Below are 15,629 nucleotides of genomic sequence, written 5' to 3'. Positions count from 1 at the left end.
GCGGCCGGGAATGGGAGCATGAGGACATGAAGACTGTGCCGGTCACGTGGCGCGGCCGGCTCGGCCGCGCCACCGTGGACACCCTGGTCGGCGTGGCCATCGCCTCCGGAGCGCTGCTGTCGGTCGTCCTGTTCGTCACCACCACCTACTTCATCGTCCTGTGCCTCATCGGGATCGGCTTCCTCGCGCTGCCCTACCTCACCCGGGCCGTGCGATGGCTGTGCGACCTCAATCGGCGGGCCGCTGCCCGTTCCGGCGTCCCGGTGGAGCGGCCCTACCGGCCCGAGCCGGAGGAGATCGAGAAGGACATCGTCGGCTGGACGCGGCGCTGCAAGTGGATCCTCGCCGACCCCGCGACCTGGCGGGACCTGCTGTGGCTGCTCCTCAACTGCCTCGTCGGGCTGGCCGGGTTCGTCCCGGCCGCGCTGCTGTACTACGCGGGGGAGGGGCTGTTCCTCGCCTGCGGCCTGTGGCGGCCCCTCGCTGAGGACGGACATGGCCGCTGGTACTCCTTCGTCACCGTCGACAGCTGGCCGGCCGCGCTCGCCGCGGCCCTGCTCGCTCTCGTCGTGCTCACCGGCTGGGTGTTCCTCGGCCCGCTCGTCCTCAAGGGGTACGCCCACTTCGTCCGCCTGCTGCTCGGCCCCACCCGCCAGTCCCAACTGGCCTCCCGTGTCCAGCACCTGTCCGAGACACGCTCCGGCGCGCTGGACATCCAGGCCGCCGAACTGCGCCGCATCGAACGCGACCTGCACGACGGAGCCCAGGCCCGGCTCGTCAGCCTCGGCCTCCAACTCGGCGCCGTGGACCGCAAGATGAACCAGGACCCGGAGGAGGCCCGGCGGCTGCTGCGGCAGGCCCGCACCTCGTCGGTGCAGGCGCTGCGCGAACTGCGCGACCTGGTCCACGGCATCCACCCGCCGGTCCTCGCCGAACGGGGCCTGCCCGACGCCCTGCGCGCCCTGGGCCTGGCCAGCCCGCTGCACGTCACCGTGGTGGTGGACCTGCCCGGCCGACTGCCCGACCCGGTCGAGTCCGCCGTGTACTTCGCGGTGTCCGAGCTGCTCGCCAACGCACTCAAGCACGCCGACGCCCGGCGCGTTGAGGTCGTCGCCTGGCGCGAGGAGGACGTGCTGCACGCCCGGGTCACCGACGACGGCCGCGGCGGCGCCGACGCGTCGGCCGGGAGCGGGCTCGCGGGCATCCGACGGCGGCTGGCATCCTTTGACGGGGTCCTGGAGATCGACAGTCCACCGGGCGGTCCGACCGTGATGAAGATGGAGTTGCCGTGCGCGTTGTCCTCGCCGAAGACCTCTTCCTCCTGAGGCAGGGGATCATCCAGCTGCTGGAGGCGTACGACGTCGAGGTGGTCGCCGCCGTCGACAACGGCACCGACCTCGCCGCCGCGATCACCGAGCACCGGCCCGACATCGCCATCGTCGACGTACGGCTGCCGCCCACCTTCACCACCGAGGGCCTCCAGGCCGCCCTGCGCGCCCGCCGGGAGCAGCCCGGCCTGCCGATCCTCGTCCTCTCCCAGCACGTCGAGCAGATGTACGCCCGGGAACTGCTGGCCGACGGCACCGGCGGCATCGGCTACCTGCTCAAGGACAGCGTGCTGGACGACGAGCAGTTCATCGACGCCGTGCGCCGCGTCGCGGCCGGCGGTACCGCCATGGACACCGCCGTCGTCGCCCAGCTGATGACCAGTCACTCCCGGGACGAGCCCCTCGCCGCGCTCACCGCCCGCGAGCGCGAGGTGCTGGAGCTGATGGCGGAGGGCTGCTCCAACACGGCGATCGCCCAGCGGCTCACCATCACCGAGGGAGCGGCGGCGAAGCACATCTCCAACATCTTCACCAAGCTGATGCTGCCGCCGTCGAGCGACAGCAACCGCCGGGTGCTCGCCGTGCTGGCCTACCTCAACGCCTGAGCGGGCCGGTTGGGGCGGGTAGGGGTGGTCCGCCCCCACCCCGGGCGTGAGACTGCTGGGGCACCGCCCCGCGCCGAGCGCCGCAGCCCAGGAAGGGAACGCCCGCCCCCATGACCACGCTCACCGAGCAGGACAGCCTCTGGATCCGCCGCTACCATCCCCGCCCGGACGCGGCGGCCAGGCTGGTGTGCCTGCCCCACGCGGGCGGCTCGGCGACCTTCTACCACCCGGTCTCGGCGAAGATGCCGGCCTCCGTGGACGTGCTCGCCGTGCAGTACCCGGGACGCCAGGACCGCCGTGGCGAGCCGTGTGCCACGAGCATCGGCGAACTCGCCGACCAGGTCACCGCCGTCCTGCTGCCCTGGGCGGACCGCCCCCTGGTCCTCTTCGGCCACAGCATGGGCGCCACCCTCGGCTTCGAGGTCGCCCGCCGGCTGGAACGCGACCACGGCATCGTCCCGCGCGCGCTGTTCGCCTCCGCCCGGCGGGCCCCCTCCTGCCCGCGCCACGAGACGGTCCACCTGCGCGACGACGACGGACTCATCGAGGAGATGCGCGCGCTGAGCGGCACGGACGCGTCGATCCTCGACGACGAGGAACTGATCCGCATGGCCCTGCCCGCGATCCGCGCCGACTACCGAGCGGCCGAGACCTACACCTACGAACCGGGCCCCAACCTCGCCTGCCCCATCGTCAGCCTGGTCGGCGACGACGACCCCAAGGTCACCGTGGACGAGGCCCGCGCCTGGTCCCGCCACACGGACACGGCGTCCGAGTTCCACGTGTTCGCGGGCGGGCACTTCTACCTGACGGCGCACGCCGAGGACGTCCTCGGGCTGCTGGCGAAGTGGGCGGTGCGCTCGTGACGTCGGTGCTGATCACCGGGTGCAGCAGCGGCATCGGCCTGGAGACGGCGCTGGCGTTCGCACGGCGCGGTGACCGCGTCCACGCCTGCGTCCGAAACCCCGCCGGCGCCGAGGAACTCCTGCGGCGCGCCCGCGCCGAGGACCTCACCCTCGACGTCCCCCGGCTGGACGTCACCGACGACGCGTCCGTCACCGCCGCCGTCACCGCGGTGCAGGACCGGCACGGACCCGTCGACGTGCTGGTCAACAACGCGGGCGTCGACCGGACCGGCCCCGTCGAGACGATGCCGCTCGACCGGGCGCGGGAGCTGATGGAGACCAACCTCTGGGGCCCGCTGCGCGTGTCCCGCGCCGTGCTGCCCGGCATGCGGGCCCGGGGCAGCGGGGTCATCGTGAACGTCTCGTCCCTCGCCGGGCGGACGTTCGCCGTGCCGCACGGCGGGTTCTACGCGGCGAGCAAGGCCGCCCTCGGAGCGCTCAGCGAGGCCCTGTACGCGGAGGTCCGGCCCTTCGGCATCCGGGTGGTGTGCCTGGAGCCCGGCAGCTTCGCCTCCCGGATCCAGGGCAGGTCCGTCGCCGGCGCCACCGGCGCGGAGCCGTCCGGGGACGACCCGTACCGCGCGGACCACGCCTGGCTGGCCCGGTTCCTCACCCGCGTCGCCGAAGGCGCCGCCGACTGCGCGGAGGCGGCCGAGGCCGTCGTCGCCGCCGCCGACGACCCCGCCACGCCGCTGCACACGGTGGTCGGCAAGGACGCGGAGGCGGCCCTGGGGTTCCTGGCGGGCGTCTCCTACGAGGAGTGGCTGCCCCGCTTCCTCGGCCGGGCCGAGTCCCTTGCCGGGCCCCGGCCCACCCCGTGAACGAGCGGCCGCCGGTACGACGCGGGCCTCGGAGGTGACCGTCACCTCCGAGGCCCGCGTCGTACCGGCGGCCGGCGGACGTTCAGTCGTCCACGCGGATCGACTGCGCCGGGCACAGGTCCGCGGCCTGGTGGACCTCCTCGGCCAGGTCCGCGGCCGGCACCTCCCGCAGCACCAGCACGAGGCCGTCGTCGTCCTGGTCGAACACCTCGGGGCTGAGCATCGCGCACTGGCCCGAGCCCACGCACCGGTCCCGGTCGGCGGTGACACGCATGAGGGGGACTCCGTTCGGGTCGGCCGTCACCAGGTGACGGGGAGTTCGTAGACGCCGTAGACCATGGCGTCGTCCTTGAAGCGCAGCTCCTCCGGCTCGGCCGCCAGCCGCAGTCCCGGGACGCGGCGCAGCAGCGTGCCGTAGACCGTCTCCAGCTCCACCCGGGCGAGGTTGGCGCCGATGCACTGGTGGATGCCGTAACCGAAGGCCAGGTGGCTGCGGGCCTCCTTGCGGCGGATGTCGAGGGTGCCCGGGTCGGGGAAGACGGACTCGTCGTGGTTGGCGGCGTTGTTCAGGGCGAGGATGCCCTCGCCGGCGCGGATGGTGACGCCGCCGACCTCGATGTCCGCCACCGCCACCCGTGCCGTGCCGGAGTCCGAGATGGAGAACACCCGCAGCAGCTCCTCGATGGCGTTCGGCAGGAGCGCGGGGTCGTCCCGCAGCGCCGCCATCTGCTCGGGGTGCTGGAGCAGGGCCAGCACCCCCAGGGCGATCATGTTCGCCGTCGTCTCGTGTCCGCCGACCAGCATCAGCCGGGCCATCGTGACGACGTCGACGTGGTCGGCGACCTGCTCGGTGCGGTTCTTCTCCAGGAACCGGCTGATCAGGTCGTCGCCCGGCTCGTTCTCCTTGAGGGTGACGAGCTTGTCGAGGTACGTGTCCAGGGCCTGCACCGCCGCCCCGTACTCCGCCGGGCTCAGGTCGTGGTTCATCATCGCCGCCGACCACTCCTCGAACTGCGCGTGGTCCTCGTAGGGCACACCGAGCAGTTCGCAGATGACCAGGGACGGCACCGGCAGCGCGAGCGCGGTGACCAGGTCCACCGGCCCGCCCTTCGCCAGCATCGCGTCGACGTGCTCGTCCACGATCTGCTGGATGCGCGGGCGCAGCTCCTTCACCCGCCGCGCCGTGAACTCGGGGATCAGCATGCGCCGTTGGGCGGTGTGCTCCGGCGGGTCCATGTTGAGCATCATCAGCCGGACCTGCGCCAGCATCTCCTCGGGGATGTGGAACTGGTGCGGGTAACCCGGCAGTTTCAGGTTGGAGCTCACCCGGCTGTCGCCCAGCACCTGCCGGACGTCCTCGTGCCGGGTGACCAGCCAGGCCGGCTTGCCGTTCACCTTCAACGCGGCACGCGAGACGGGCTCGTTCGCGCGCATCCCGGCGTACTCGCGCGGCTCGCTGAACGGACAGGTGCGCCGCATCGGGAACCGTGGGAGCGGTGCGTCCTGCTCGGGCAGGGCGTCGGCGGACTGGGTCATGGCTGCCTTTCGGAACGTGTCGGTGACGGAAGCGGGGTACGGGGGCGGGGTCGCGGCGTCACCAGGTGACGGGCAGCTCGTACAGGCCGTAGACGATCGCGTCGTCCTTGAACCGCAGTTCCTCCACCGGGGCGGCCAGGCGCAGCGTCGGCACGCGCCGCAGCAGCGTCGAGTACACGACGTCCAGCTCCATGCGCGCCAGGTTCTGCCCGATGCACTGGTGGACGCCGTAGCCGAACGCCAGGTGGCTGCGGGCCTCGCGCCGCACGTCGAGGCGGTCGGGGTCGGGGAACACGCGCTCGTCGTGGTTGGCCGCGTTGTTCAGCGGCAGGATGCCCTCGCCGGCCCGGATGGTCACCCCGCCGAGTTCGATGTCCTCCAGGGCGACCCGGGCGGTGCCCGCGTCGGAGATGGAGAAGAAGCGCAGCAGCTCCTCCACCGCCTTCGGCATCAGCTCGGGCTCCTCGCGCAGGGCCGCGAGCTGGTCGGGGTGCTCCAGCAGCGCCAGCATCCCCAGGGCGATCATGTTGGCGGTGGTCTCGTGCCCGGTGACCAGCATCAGCTTGGACATGCTGACGATGTCGGAGTGCTCCACCGCCGGCGTCTGCCGGTTGAACTCGATCAGCCGGCTGATCATGTCGTCGCCGGGCTCGTTCTCCTTGGCGGTCACCAGCCCGTCCACGTACCGGTCCAGCTCGTAGTGCGCCAGGCCCCGGTCCTCGTCGCTGATGTCGTGGTTCATGATGGCCCACGCCCACTCCTCGAACCGGCCGTGGTCCTCGTAGGGCACGCCGAGCAGTTCGCAGATGACGAGGGACGGCACCGGCAGCGCCAGCGCCGTGACCAGGTCGACCGGACCGTCCGCGCCCTTGGCGAGCATCTGGTCGATCTGCTGGTCCACGATCTGCTGCACCCGGCCGCGCAGCTCGCGCATCCTGCGGACGCTGAACTCCGGGGCCAGCATGCGGCGTTGCACGGTGTGGTCCGGCGGGTCCATGGAGAGGAAGGTCAGCGGCACCGACTGGAGCGTCTCCTCCGGGACCGGCACCTGGAGGGGATATCCGGGCAGCTTCAGATTGGCGCTGACCCGGGAGTCGCCCAGGATCTTCTTGTACAGGTCGTGGCGGGTGACGAGCCAGGCGGGCTTGCCGTTCACCTTCAGCCGCGCCCGGGAGACCGGCTCGGTCTCGCGCAGCCCGGCGTAGGCGGCCGGCGGGCTGAAGGGGCAGGCCCGCCGCATCGGGAACTCCGGCAGCGCGGCCCCGTCGGCCGGTTCGGCAGGTGCAGTCATCATGTCCTCATCGCACGGAGGGAGCGGGACACGCCGGTATCGGAGCGGGTCCGGGCCCGGCGCCGGTGCGGCGCTGTCAGCCGCCCCTCGCACGCTAAGCAGCCACGACCGGGGCCCCAACCCCTAGGCGCCCCTAGGCACCGCTGCCCGCGGCACGCCGGTGCGCGCGACGGCGCCCGGGGCCGGGGGAGGCCGCGGCTGCGGGAGACCGGGAACCGCAGGGGCACCCCGCGAGGGCGGCGGCCATGCCGCTGGGCGGTGTGCCGGTCGCGGGGGAGGCGGACGTGCTCGGTGGGGGTGGGCGCGCCGCCGTGGGCGAGGCGGACGCCCTCGGCGTGGCGTGGGCGAGGCGGACGCCCTCGGCGTGGCGTGGTCGCCGGCGTGGGGAAGGCGGGTGTGCTCCGTGCGGGCGAGTTGCTGCCGTGGGCGGGGGCCCCCCTTCGCGTGGGCGCCGCGGGCGAGGTGGACGCCTTCCGTGTGGGTGGGGTTGCCGCTGCGGCGGGGGCACATGCGGCCCGTGTGCGTGAGCCTGCCGCCGGTGGGGTACCGGCCGTGGGCAGGGTGGGCCCCCCGACGGGCGGCGTCCCGGCCGGGGCGCACGTCCCCGCGCTCACCTCGCCGCTCGTCCGGCCGCGCGGAGCCGCGAGCACGCCGCGGCTCGCGGCCGGGCCGCGGCCCCGCCGCCCGCCGACCCCCTAGACGCCGCCCTCCCGGACGGCCCCCGCCTAGGGGCGGCTAGGGGTCCGGCGGCGGCGCGGCGGCGGTTAGCGTCGGCTGCGGAACACGGGCAGAGGCACGGCGGAGCGGACAGGGTACGGACCCCGCCGCCCCGGCTCTCCCGGTCCCGGCCGGCACCCGTCCCCGGCCGCCGCCGACGTCCCGCAGCCGAGCAGAGGTGATCAGCGTGTCCCCGGATCCCAGCGCGAAGGGCACCGTCCCCTTCCGGGAGTACCGGACCTGGTACCGGGTGACCGGTGAACTCGGCGCGGGACGCCCGGCGGTCGTCGCCGTGCACGGCGGCCCCGGCAGCACCCACGACTACCTGCTGCCGCTGGCCCGGCTCGCCGAGGACGGCTGGCCCGTCGTCCACTACGACCAGCTCGGCAACGGCGGGTCCACCCATCTGCCCGACAGGGGCGCCGAGTTCTGGACCGTCGAGCTGTTCGAGGAAGAACTGGCCAACCTGATCGCGCAGTTGGGGATCGGCGACGACTACGTGCTGTTCGGCCAGTCCTGGGGCGGCCCCCTGTGCGCCCGGCACGCCATGACCGCCCCGGCCGGTCTGCGCGGACTGGTCATCGCCAACGCGCCCGCCTCGTACCCCGTCTGGCTCCAGGAGATGGCCCGCCTGCGCGCCCAGCTGCCGCCGGACGTGCAGGAGGCGCTGCTGCGGCACGAGGCCGCCGGCACCTACGACAGCGAGGAGTACCTGGCCGCGATGCGCGTCTTCTACGACCGCCACGTGTGCCGTGTGACGCCCTGGCCCCGGGACTTCCTGTCCTCCTTCATGGAGATCTACAACGACCCGACCGTCTACTACGCCATGAACGGACCCAACGAGTTCCACGTCATCGGTTCGCTCAAGGACTGGTCGATCGTCGAGGACCTGCACCGCGTCCGCACGCCGACCCTGCTGATCAGCGGTCGCCACGACGAGGCCACGCCGGCCGTCGTCCAGCCGTACCACGACGGTATCCCCGGAGCGCGCTGGGAGATCTTCGAGGAGTCCAGCCACCTCCCGCACCTGGAGGAACCGGAGCGGTTCCTCGCGGTGATGACCGACTTCCTCAAGAGCCTCTGACATCCACGACTCCGTGAAAGGGGGCGGAGAACCCGCCATGGCACACGACACCGCGCTCGTCTTCCCCGGCATGGGCCCCGTCCCGTTCGCCGAGGTCGGCAGGTTCATGGTGGCCAACCCCTTCGCCCGGGACCTGGTCGCCGTCGCCGACGAGGCGCTCGGCTACTCGCTCGTGGACGCCTTCCGGACCTCCCCGGGCGACTACTCCGAGGCCGCCCAGGTCGCCTTCCTCGTCAACTGCCTGGCCTGCGCCCACTGGGCCCGGGACCACCTCGGCGTGGAACCCGGCATCGTCGCCGGGCCCAGCTTCGGCGAGAAGGCCGCCCTCGCCTGGTCCGGCGCCCTGGAGCTGCCCGACGCGATCCGGCTGACCGCCGAGATCGCCCGCTGCCTGGAGGAGTACTTCGCCGAGGAGCACCAGGACAAGGTCACCCTGTCCTTCGTGCGCGCCCCGCGCGACGGACTCGACGCGATCCTCGCCGACCTCGACGCGGCGGGGGAGTGGCACGAGATCTCCTGCCACGTCGACGACGGCTTCTACATGCTCTCCCTGTCCGAGCACCGCGTGGAGTGGATGCAGGAGCGGCTGCGCGCCATCGGCAGCCTCCCGCTGTACACCATGCGGCCCCCCATGCACGCCTCGGCCTTCCGCTCACTGCGCGACAAGGCCGCGCGCGAGGTGGTGTCCCGCTACACCTTCGCCGACCCCGAGCTGCCCGTCGTCGCCGACCAGGACGGCCGGGTGCTGCACACCGGCGAGGAACTGCGCACCATGCTGCTCGACGGCTTCGACCACGCGATGAACTGGCCGAGCGTCACCACCGCCCTCAAGGACGCGGGCGTCCGCCGCCTGTGCGTCGCCGGGCCCGACAGCCTCTTCGGCCGGGTTCCGAGCACGATCCGCCAGTTCGACGTCGTCGCCGCGCAGCCGCGGCTGGCGATGACCCCCCGGCGCCGCTCGCGCGCCGCCTGACCCCCCCCGACACGTTGGAGGCACCCATGTGGGACGACCGGTTCGAACAGATACTCCGCCCCTTCCTGCCGTTCCTTCCGCCGCAGGAGGAGCTGACCCCGGAGTCCGACCTGAAGGACCTCGGCCTGGACTCGCTCGGCACCGTCCAGCTCCTCGGCACGCTGGAGGAGGACTACCAGGTCCGCTTCCGCGACAGCGCGCTGACCATGGACACCTTCCGCACCGCCGGCGTGCTGTGGGACACCCTGCGCGGCATGCTCCAGAGCACCGCGAGCTGACGGGACGGCCACCGTGCACCCCACCATGGACGGCACGCTGTCCGGCCGGTTCGCGCGCGGCCTGGCCCTCGCCCCGGACCGGCCCGCGCTGCGCGCCGACGGCGTCGAGCTCACCTACCGCGAACTGCACGAACGCGCCCTGCTGCTGGCCGGCTCGCTGCTGGCCGGGCTCCCCGGACGGCAGCCGGCCGTGGGAGTGCTCGCCGGCAAGGGACCCACGGCCTACGCGGCCCTGCTGGCCGGCCTGTACAGCGGCGTCACCGTCGTACCGCTCCAGCCGGCCTTCCCCGCCGCCCGCACCCGGCAGATGATCGAGGCCGCCGGGGTCGGCGCGCTGCTCGCCGACGACGACGCCCTGCCGGCCCTCACCGCGCTGCACGAGGCCGGTGTCACCCTGCCGACCCTGTTCGCGCCCGGCGGGCACCCCATGCCGGCGCTCGCCGTCGACCCGGACAGCGCCCTGAAGGCGCCCCTGCCGGCCCGGCCCTCCGACATCGCCTACGTGCTGTTCACCTCCGGCTCCACCGGCCGTCCGAAGGGCGTCCCGGTCACCCACGCCAACACCGCGCACTACTTCCGCCTGCTCGACGAGCGCTACGACTTCGGGCCGCACGACGTCTTCTCGCAGACCTTCGACCTCAACTTCGACTGCGCCATGTTCGACCTGTTCTGCGCCTGGGGCGCCGGCGCCGCCGTCGTACCGGTACCGGCACGGGCGTACGCGCGCCTGCCGGAGTTCGTGGCCGAGCAGCGGATGACCGTGTGGTTCTCCACGCCCAGCGCGATCACCCTCGTGCGCCGCACCGGCGGACTCGGGCCGGGCGCGCTGCCGTCGCTGCGGTGGAGCTTCTTCGCGGGGGAGGCGCTCAGCTGCAAGGACGCCGGGGACTGGGCCGCCGCCGCACCGGGCGCCACCCTGGAGAACCTGTACGGCCCCACCGAGCTCACCATCACCGTCACCGCGCACCGCTGGACACCGGGCCGGTACCTGAACGACATGGTGCCCATCGGCGCCGTCCACCCCGGCCACGCGACGCTGCTGCTGGACCCCTCCGGCGCGCCCACCGCCGGGGACGAGGGCGAACTGTGCGTCGCCGGACCCCAGCTGACCCCCGGCTACCTCGACCCCGCCGACGACACCGGACGGTTCCTGCAACACGACGGCCACCGCTTCTACCGCACCGGCGACCGCGTCCGGCGCGCCGGTGACGGCGGCTGGCTGTACCTGGGCCGCCAGGACGCCCAGGTCCAGGTGCACGGGGTGCGGGTGGAACTCGCCGAGGTGGACGCCGCCGTGCGCACCTGCCCGGGCGTCGAGGACGCCGTGAGCGTGGCGGTGCCCGTGGACGGCACGGTGGAGCTGGCCGTCTTCCACACCGGGGAGCCCGTGCCACCGGCCCGGCTCGCCCGGCACCTGCGGGAGCTGCTGCCCGCCGGGGTCGTCCCGCGCGCCTTCCACCACCTGGACGCGCTCCCGCTCAACTCCAACCGCAAGACCGACCGCAGGAAGCTCGCCTCCCAGGCCACGGCCATGCGGCAGGCCGCCGGGGCGGGACGCACACACGAAAGGCGGCAGGAGTCGCAGTGAACGGTCAACCCACAGCCCAGGCCCGTACCGACGCCCGGGTCCACGACCTGCTCGACGAGGCCACCGCCGAGCGCCCCGACGCCCCGGCGGTCACCGACGGCACGGGCCGCTGGACCTACCGGGAACTCGCCGCCCACAGCCACGCCGTCGACGCCTGGCTGGAGGAGCGCGGCATCGGCCACGGCGACCGGGTCCTCGTCCAGCTGCCCAGCACCCGCGAACTGGTCGCGCTGCTGTACGGCACCGCGCGCCGGGGCGCCGTCCTGGTCCCCGTCAACACCGGCATGAAGGACTACCACCTGCGGTCGGTCGCCGAGAACGCCGACCCCGCGCTGGTCGTCGTCACCGACCCCGCCGTCGACCGGATCACCGCCCTCGCCGGCGGCGTCCCGGTCCTCGGCCTCGGCGAGGCGTGGCGGGAGATCACCGCCCTGCGGGTGCGGGGCGCCCGCTCCGGCGGAGCGGACGTCGGCCCCGAGGACATCGCCGTCCTCGTCTACACCTCCGGCTCCACCGCCGCCCCGAAGGCGGTCATCTGCCCGCACGGCCGGATGGTCTTCGCCACCGAGGCCATCAACCTGGAGCTCGGCTACCGCCCCGACGACGTGGTGTTCTGCCGCTTCCCCATCTCCTGGGACTACGGCCTGTACAAGGTGCTGCTCACCGCGGCCGGCCGCTGCGAGATCGTGCTCGCCGACGGCGAGTCCGACCTGGTGCTGCTGCGCCGCATCCGCGAGACAGGCGCCACCATCGTCCCCATCGTGCCGTCCCTGGCCACCATGATCTGCGCCCTCGCCGAACGCGAACCCGGCCGGGAGTCCCGGGTGCGCATGTTCACCAACACCGGTGCCGCGCTGCCGAAGTCCACCGCCGACGGACTGCGCACCGCGTTCCCGGGCGCCGAGGTGATCATCCAGTTCGGGCAGACCGAGTGCAAGCGCGTCTCCGTGCTGCCGCCCGCCCACCAGGACGCCAAACCGGACTCGGTCGGCCGCCCGCTGCCCGGCACCCGCGCCTTCGTCGTGGACGACGAGGGCAACGCGCTGCCGCCCTGGCAGACCGGCGAGATCGTGGTCGAGGGCCCGCACGTCATGCCCGGCTACTGGCGCGCGCCCGAACAGACCGCACACGCCTTCCGTCCCGCGCCCGGCGGCGGACTGCGGCTGCACACCGGCGACTTCGGCCATGTGGACGAGGACGGCTTCCTGTACTACGAGGGCCGCCGCGACGACATGTTCAAGCACAAGGGCGTGCGCATGAGCACCACCGAGATCGAGAGCGCGGCCACCGACGTCCCCGGCGTCCGCGCCGCCGCCGTCCTGCCGCCCGCCCCGGGCCGCGACCTCGCGGTGTTCGCCGAGGGCGACATCGACCCGCACACCCTGCTGAAGGAGCTGTCCCTGCGGCTGGAGCCCGCCAAGGTGCCCGGCGTGAGCCGCGTCGTGGCCGAGCTGCCGCTGACCCCGCACGGCAAGCACGACCGCAAGCAGCTCGCCCGCCTCCTGGAAGGAACCACCCCGTGACCGGCCCCACCGAGCTGGCCGAACGCTTCGGCACCCCGTCCTACGTGTACGACCTGGACCGGGTGGCGGCGGCCCGCGACGACCTGTTCGCCGCGCTGCCCGACGAGGTCGAGGTGTTCTACGCCGCCAAGGCCAACCCGCACCCCGAACTGCTGCGCGAGCTGCGCTCCGGCGGCACCCGCGGCTGCCGCGCCGAGATCAGCTCCGTCGGCGAACTCGACGCGGCCCTGAGGGCCGGCTTCCCCGGCGACCGGATCCTCTACACCGGCCCCGGCAAGACCAGCGGGGAACTGACCGAGGCGCTGACGCGCGGCGTCCGCCTGTTCTCCACCGAGTCCTACGGCGACCTGTGCCGCGTCGGCGAGAGCGCGCTCGCACTCGGCCTCACCGCCGACTGCCTGATCCGGGTCAACAACGCCACCGGCGCCGCCGCCACCAGCATCCGCATGACCGGCGTCCCCTCGCAGTTCGGCTTCGACAGCGAGACCCTGCCCGGCCTCGCCGCCGCACTGCGCGAGGTACCCGGCACCCGCATCGCCGGACTGCACTTCTTCCCGCTGAGCAACGCCAAGGACGAGGCCAGCCTCGTCGCCGAGTTCCGCCACACCATCGCCACCGCCGCCGCCCTCCAGGACGCCCTCGGCGTGACCTTCCGCTTCCTCGACATCGGCGGCGGGTTCGCCGCGCCCTACGCGGTGCAGGGCGAGCGGCCCGTCTACGGCGGGCTCCGCGACGCCCTGGCCGAGGCGCTGGACGAGCACTTCCCCGGCTGGCGCGACGGCGCCCCGCGCATCGCCTGCGAGTCCGGCCGCTACCTGGTCGCCGACAGCGGCACCCTGCTGACCTCCGTCGTCAACGTCAAGGACAGCCGCGACACCCGCTACCTCGTCCTCGACGCCGGCATCAACACCTTCGGCGGCATGTCCGGACTCGGCCGCATCCTGCCCGTGTCCGTCGAACCGCACGAGTCCGTCGGCGCGGACGGCACCCCGGCGAGCCTCGCCGGGCCCCTGTGCACCCCGGGCGACCTGCTCGGCCGGAACGTCCCGCTGCCCGAGCTCGCACCGGGCGACCTGCTCACCGTGCCCAACGCCGGCGCCTACGGCCCCACGGCCAGCCTGCTGATGTTCCTCGGCCGGCCCGCCCCCGCCGAGATCGTCGTCCGCGGCGACACCCTCGTCTCCGTCTCCCGCATCCAGCACACCCGCACCTACGACCACGGACAGGCCCTGTGATGAGCCCCTTCCCGACCGCCCCCGCCCCCGGCGACCAGCCCGTGCTCGTGGCCGGCGGCATCTCCGACTCCCACACCTGGAACCTCGTCTACCTCCAGCTCCTGCTGGAGGAGCACGGGCACCGCGTGGTCAACCTCGGCCCCTGCGTCCCCGAGGACCTGCTCATCTCCGAGGCCCTCGCCCACCGCCCGGCCCTCATCGTGGTCAGCAGCGTCAACGGCCACGGCTACCACGACGGCATGCGCACCGTCACCCGGCTGCGCGAACACCCGGAGCTGGCCGGTGTGCCCGCCGTCATCGGCGGCAAGCTCGGCATCGCCGGCCCCTGCGGCGACGACGAGGTGGCCGCGCTGCGCGCCGCCGGCTACGACGCGGTCTTCGACGACAGCGCCGAGGGCGTCGCCGCCTTCCGGCGGATGCTGGACACGCTGCCGCAGCGGGCCCTGGTGTGACCGGCGTCGGGTTCGGCGCGTTCGTGCGCCGGGCTCACGACGCCGGCCACCTGGTGGTCCAGCCCCGGATGGGGATGAGCAGCCCGGCACGGATGCGGGCCGGGCTGCTCGCCACCCGGAGCGCCGCGGCGACCACCGTCGGCACGATCACCCTGGACAGCTACACCCGGGTCGGCGACCTGGAGTCGGCCGAGCTGGCCGTCCTGGAGGGCGTCGCCCTCAACGGCTACCCGATCGTGAGCCACGAGACGACCACGACCCTGAAGGTCCTCGAAGGAATCCACGGACCCGACTTCCCGGTCCAGGTCCGGCACGGTTCGGCCGCGCCGCAGGACATCTTCCGGGCGCTGACGGCCGTAGGACTCGACGCCTCCGAGGGCGGACCGGTCTCCTACTGCCTGCCCTACGGCAGGGTCCCGCTGCGCGAGTCCGTCGCCCACTGGGCCGTCTCCTGCGAACTGCTCGCCGCCCAGCGGGAGTCGGGCGGCGAACCGCACCTGGAGACCTTCGGCGGCTGCGTCCTCGGCCAGCTCTGCCCGCCATCCCTGCTCGTCGCGGTCAGCGTGCTGGAGGCCCTGTTCTTCCGCCGGCACGGCATCCGCAGCATTTCCGTGAGTTACGCCCAGCAGACCGACCCGGGCCAGGACGCCGAAGCCGTGGCCGCATTGCGCAGCCTGTGCGCGCGACTGCTGCCGGACACCGAATGGCACGTCGTCGTCTACGCCTACATGGGGCTGTTCCCGGAAACCGAGCAAGGCGCCTACCGACTGCTCGGGAAAGCGGCCGAACTCGCCGTCGCCAGCGGCTCCGAACGGCTCATCGTGAAAACCGTCGCGGAATCCCGCCGCATTCCGTCGGTCGCGGAGAACGTCGCCGCCCTCGAATACGCCGCGGCCGTCGCCGCGCACACGTCCCGCGCCCCGCTCGACGGCACCGCCACCCAGACCTACGCCGAGGCGTCGGCGCTGGTGAACGCCGTGCTGGAGCTGGACGACGACCTCGGCGCCGCGCTGCTCACGGCGTTCGCCAGGGGATATCTCGACGTTCCCTACTGTCTGCATCCGGACAATGCCGGATTCAGCCGGAGTTACATCGCCGCGGACGGCCGGCTGTGCTGGGCCGACATCGGCAGGATGCCGCTGAACGGTGTCGCCGACGTCCGCCCGGCCCGGGCCATCACCTCCGCGGACCTGCTCGACTCGCTGTCCTATGTGCGCCGTTCGTTCGACCGGCACCACCCCGGGGACAGATGGCCGGTCGAGTTGCCGGCCCCTAGGGGTGCTTAAGGGTGTG

Annotated in this window: 15 protein-coding genes; 12 read left to right on the top strand and 3 right to left on the bottom strand. The window is 73.2% G+C overall.

All coding sequences use genetic code 11. The features are described 5' to 3' along the window. The first annotated feature begins 26 nt into the window (after positions 1-26). The 4 genes from LG395_RS20060 (at position 27) to LG395_RS20045 (ending at position 3,659) form a co-directional block, all read left to right on the top strand. Positions 27-1,325, top strand: coding sequence for a sensor histidine kinase (locus tag LG395_RS20060; RefSeq protein ID WP_171159160.1), 1,299 nt, complete (start codon positions 27-29; stop codon positions 1,323-1,325). Then, a complete protein-coding gene (locus LG395_RS20055; protein ID WP_171159161.1) occupies positions 1,289-1,933 on the top strand; it encodes a response regulator in 645 nt (214 codons plus the stop codon). The genes LG395_RS20060 and LG395_RS20055 overlap by 37 nt, the downstream gene beginning before the upstream one ends. A gap of 110 nt (positions 1,934-2,043) precedes the next feature. Further along, positions 2,044-2,799: a thioesterase II family protein gene (locus LG395_RS20050; RefSeq protein WP_225810717.1), complete on the top strand. Its 756-nt coding sequence runs from the start codon at positions 2,044-2,046 to the stop codon at positions 2,797-2,799. Further along, positions 2,796-3,659: an SDR family oxidoreductase gene (locus LG395_RS20045; protein ID WP_171159163.1), complete on the top strand. Its 864-nt coding sequence runs from the start codon at positions 2,796-2,798 to the stop codon at positions 3,657-3,659. The genes LG395_RS20050 and LG395_RS20045 overlap by 4 nt, the downstream gene beginning before the upstream one ends. Before the next feature lie 82 nt (positions 3,660-3,741). Here the strand turns inward: LG395_RS20045 and LG395_RS20040 are convergent, their stop codons facing one another. Genes LG395_RS20040 through LG395_RS20030 form a run of 3 tightly spaced genes read right to left on the bottom strand, consistent with a single transcriptional unit; the run spans position 3,742 to position 6,486 of the window. After that, on the bottom strand, positions 3,742-3,933 hold the full coding sequence (locus LG395_RS20040; RefSeq protein ID WP_171159164.1) for a ferredoxin: 192 nt from the start codon (positions 3,931-3,933) through the stop codon (positions 3,742-3,744). 26 nt (positions 3,934-3,959) lie between these two features. Beyond that, positions 3,960-5,195 carry a cytochrome P450 gene (locus LG395_RS20035; RefSeq protein ID WP_171159165.1) on the bottom strand — a complete coding sequence of 412 codons (1,236 nt, stop codon included), beginning with the start codon at positions 5,193-5,195 and terminating at the stop codon, positions 3,960-3,962. A 58-nt stretch (positions 5,196-5,253) separates the two neighbouring features. Continuing rightward, positions 5,254-6,486, bottom strand: coding sequence for a cytochrome P450 (locus LG395_RS20030; protein ID WP_171160303.1), 1,233 nt, complete (start codon positions 6,484-6,486; stop codon positions 5,254-5,256). 904 nt (positions 6,487-7,390) lie between these two features. Here LG395_RS20030 and LG395_RS20025 point away from each other — a divergent pair. The 8 genes from LG395_RS20025 to LG395_RS19990 are packed head-to-tail and all read left to right on the top strand — an operon-like array spanning position 7,391 to position 15,622. Beyond that, a complete protein-coding gene (locus LG395_RS20025) occupies positions 7,391-8,287 on the top strand; it encodes a proline iminopeptidase-family hydrolase (protein ID WP_225810716.1) in 897 nt (298 codons plus the stop codon). 37 nt (positions 8,288-8,324) lie between these two features. Then, positions 8,325-9,260 carry an ACP S-malonyltransferase gene (locus tag LG395_RS20020; RefSeq protein WP_171159167.1) on the top strand — a complete coding sequence of 312 codons (936 nt, stop codon included), beginning with the start codon at positions 8,325-8,327 and terminating at the stop codon, positions 9,258-9,260. A 26-nt stretch (positions 9,261-9,286) separates the two neighbouring features. Further along, positions 9,287-9,538: a phosphopantetheine-binding protein gene (locus LG395_RS20015; RefSeq protein WP_171159168.1), complete on the top strand. Its 252-nt coding sequence runs from the start codon at positions 9,287-9,289 to the stop codon at positions 9,536-9,538. A gap of 25 nt (positions 9,539-9,563) precedes the next feature. Next, positions 9,564-11,126 (top strand): amino acid adenylation domain-containing protein, encoded by a 1,563-nt coding sequence (locus tag LG395_RS20010; protein ID WP_225810812.1) that lies wholly within the window; start codon positions 9,564-9,566, stop codon positions 11,124-11,126. Further along, positions 11,123-12,649, top strand: a complete 1,527-nt coding sequence (locus tag LG395_RS20005) for an AMP-binding protein (RefSeq protein ID WP_225810715.1) — start codon at positions 11,123-11,125, stop codon at positions 12,647-12,649. Before LG395_RS20010 ends, LG395_RS20005 begins: the two co-directional genes overlap by 4 nt. Next, positions 12,646-13,884 (top strand): type III PLP-dependent enzyme domain-containing protein, encoded by a 1,239-nt coding sequence (locus LG395_RS20000; RefSeq protein WP_171159170.1) that lies wholly within the window; start codon positions 12,646-12,648, stop codon positions 13,882-13,884. Before LG395_RS20005 ends, LG395_RS20000 begins: the two co-directional genes overlap by 4 nt. After that, positions 13,884-14,336 carry a cobalamin B12-binding domain-containing protein gene (locus LG395_RS19995; protein WP_171159171.1) on the top strand — a complete coding sequence of 151 codons (453 nt, stop codon included), beginning with the start codon at positions 13,884-13,886 and terminating at the stop codon, positions 14,334-14,336. Before LG395_RS20000 ends, LG395_RS19995 begins: the two co-directional genes overlap by 1 nt. Then, a complete protein-coding gene (locus LG395_RS19990) occupies positions 14,333-15,622 on the top strand; it encodes a methylaspartate mutase (protein WP_225810714.1) in 1,290 nt (429 codons plus the stop codon). Before LG395_RS19995 ends, LG395_RS19990 begins: the two co-directional genes overlap by 4 nt. Positions 15,623-15,629 lie beyond the last annotated feature (7 nt).

This window comes from Streptomyces spinosus (assembly GCF_020400655.1).
Lineage (GTDB): Bacteria > Actinomycetota > Actinomycetes > Streptomycetales > Streptomycetaceae > Streptomyces > Streptomyces argyrophylli.
The sequence above is the reverse complement of the archived record's forward strand: the minus strand, read 5'-3'. Positions and strand labels throughout refer to the sequence as shown.

Bases quoted from the DNA above. Each gene is read 5' to 3' on its own strand.
- LG395_RS20030 (WP_171160303.1), bottom strand. From the start codon at position 6,486: ATGACTGCACCTGCCGAACCGGCCGACGGGGCCGCGCTGCCGGAGTTC.
- LG395_RS19995 (WP_171159171.1), top strand. From the start codon at position 13,884: ATGAGCCCCTTCCCGACCGCCCCCGCCCCCGGCGACCAGCCCGTGCTC.
- LG395_RS20060 (WP_171159160.1), top strand. From the start codon at position 27: ATGAAGACTGTGCCGGTCACGTGGCGCGGCCGGCTCGGCCGCGCCACC.
- LG395_RS20035 (WP_171159165.1), bottom strand. From the start codon at position 5,195: ATGACCCAGTCCGCCGACGCCCTGCCCGAGCAGGACGCACCGCTCCCA.
- LG395_RS20020 (WP_171159167.1), top strand. From the start codon at position 8,325: ATGGCACACGACACCGCGCTCGTCTTCCCCGGCATGGGCCCCGTCCCG.
- LG395_RS20040 (WP_171159164.1), bottom strand. From the start codon at position 3,933: ATGCGTGTCACCGCCGACCGGGACCGGTGCGTGGGCTCGGGCCAGTGC.
- LG395_RS20010 (WP_225810812.1), top strand. From the start codon at position 9,564: ATGGACGGCACGCTGTCCGGCCGGTTCGCGCGCGGCCTGGCCCTCGCC.
- LG395_RS20050 (WP_225810717.1), top strand. From the start codon at position 2,044: ATGACCACGCTCACCGAGCAGGACAGCCTCTGGATCCGCCGCTACCAT.
- LG395_RS20015 (WP_171159168.1), top strand. From the start codon at position 9,287: ATGTGGGACGACCGGTTCGAACAGATACTCCGCCCCTTCCTGCCGTTC.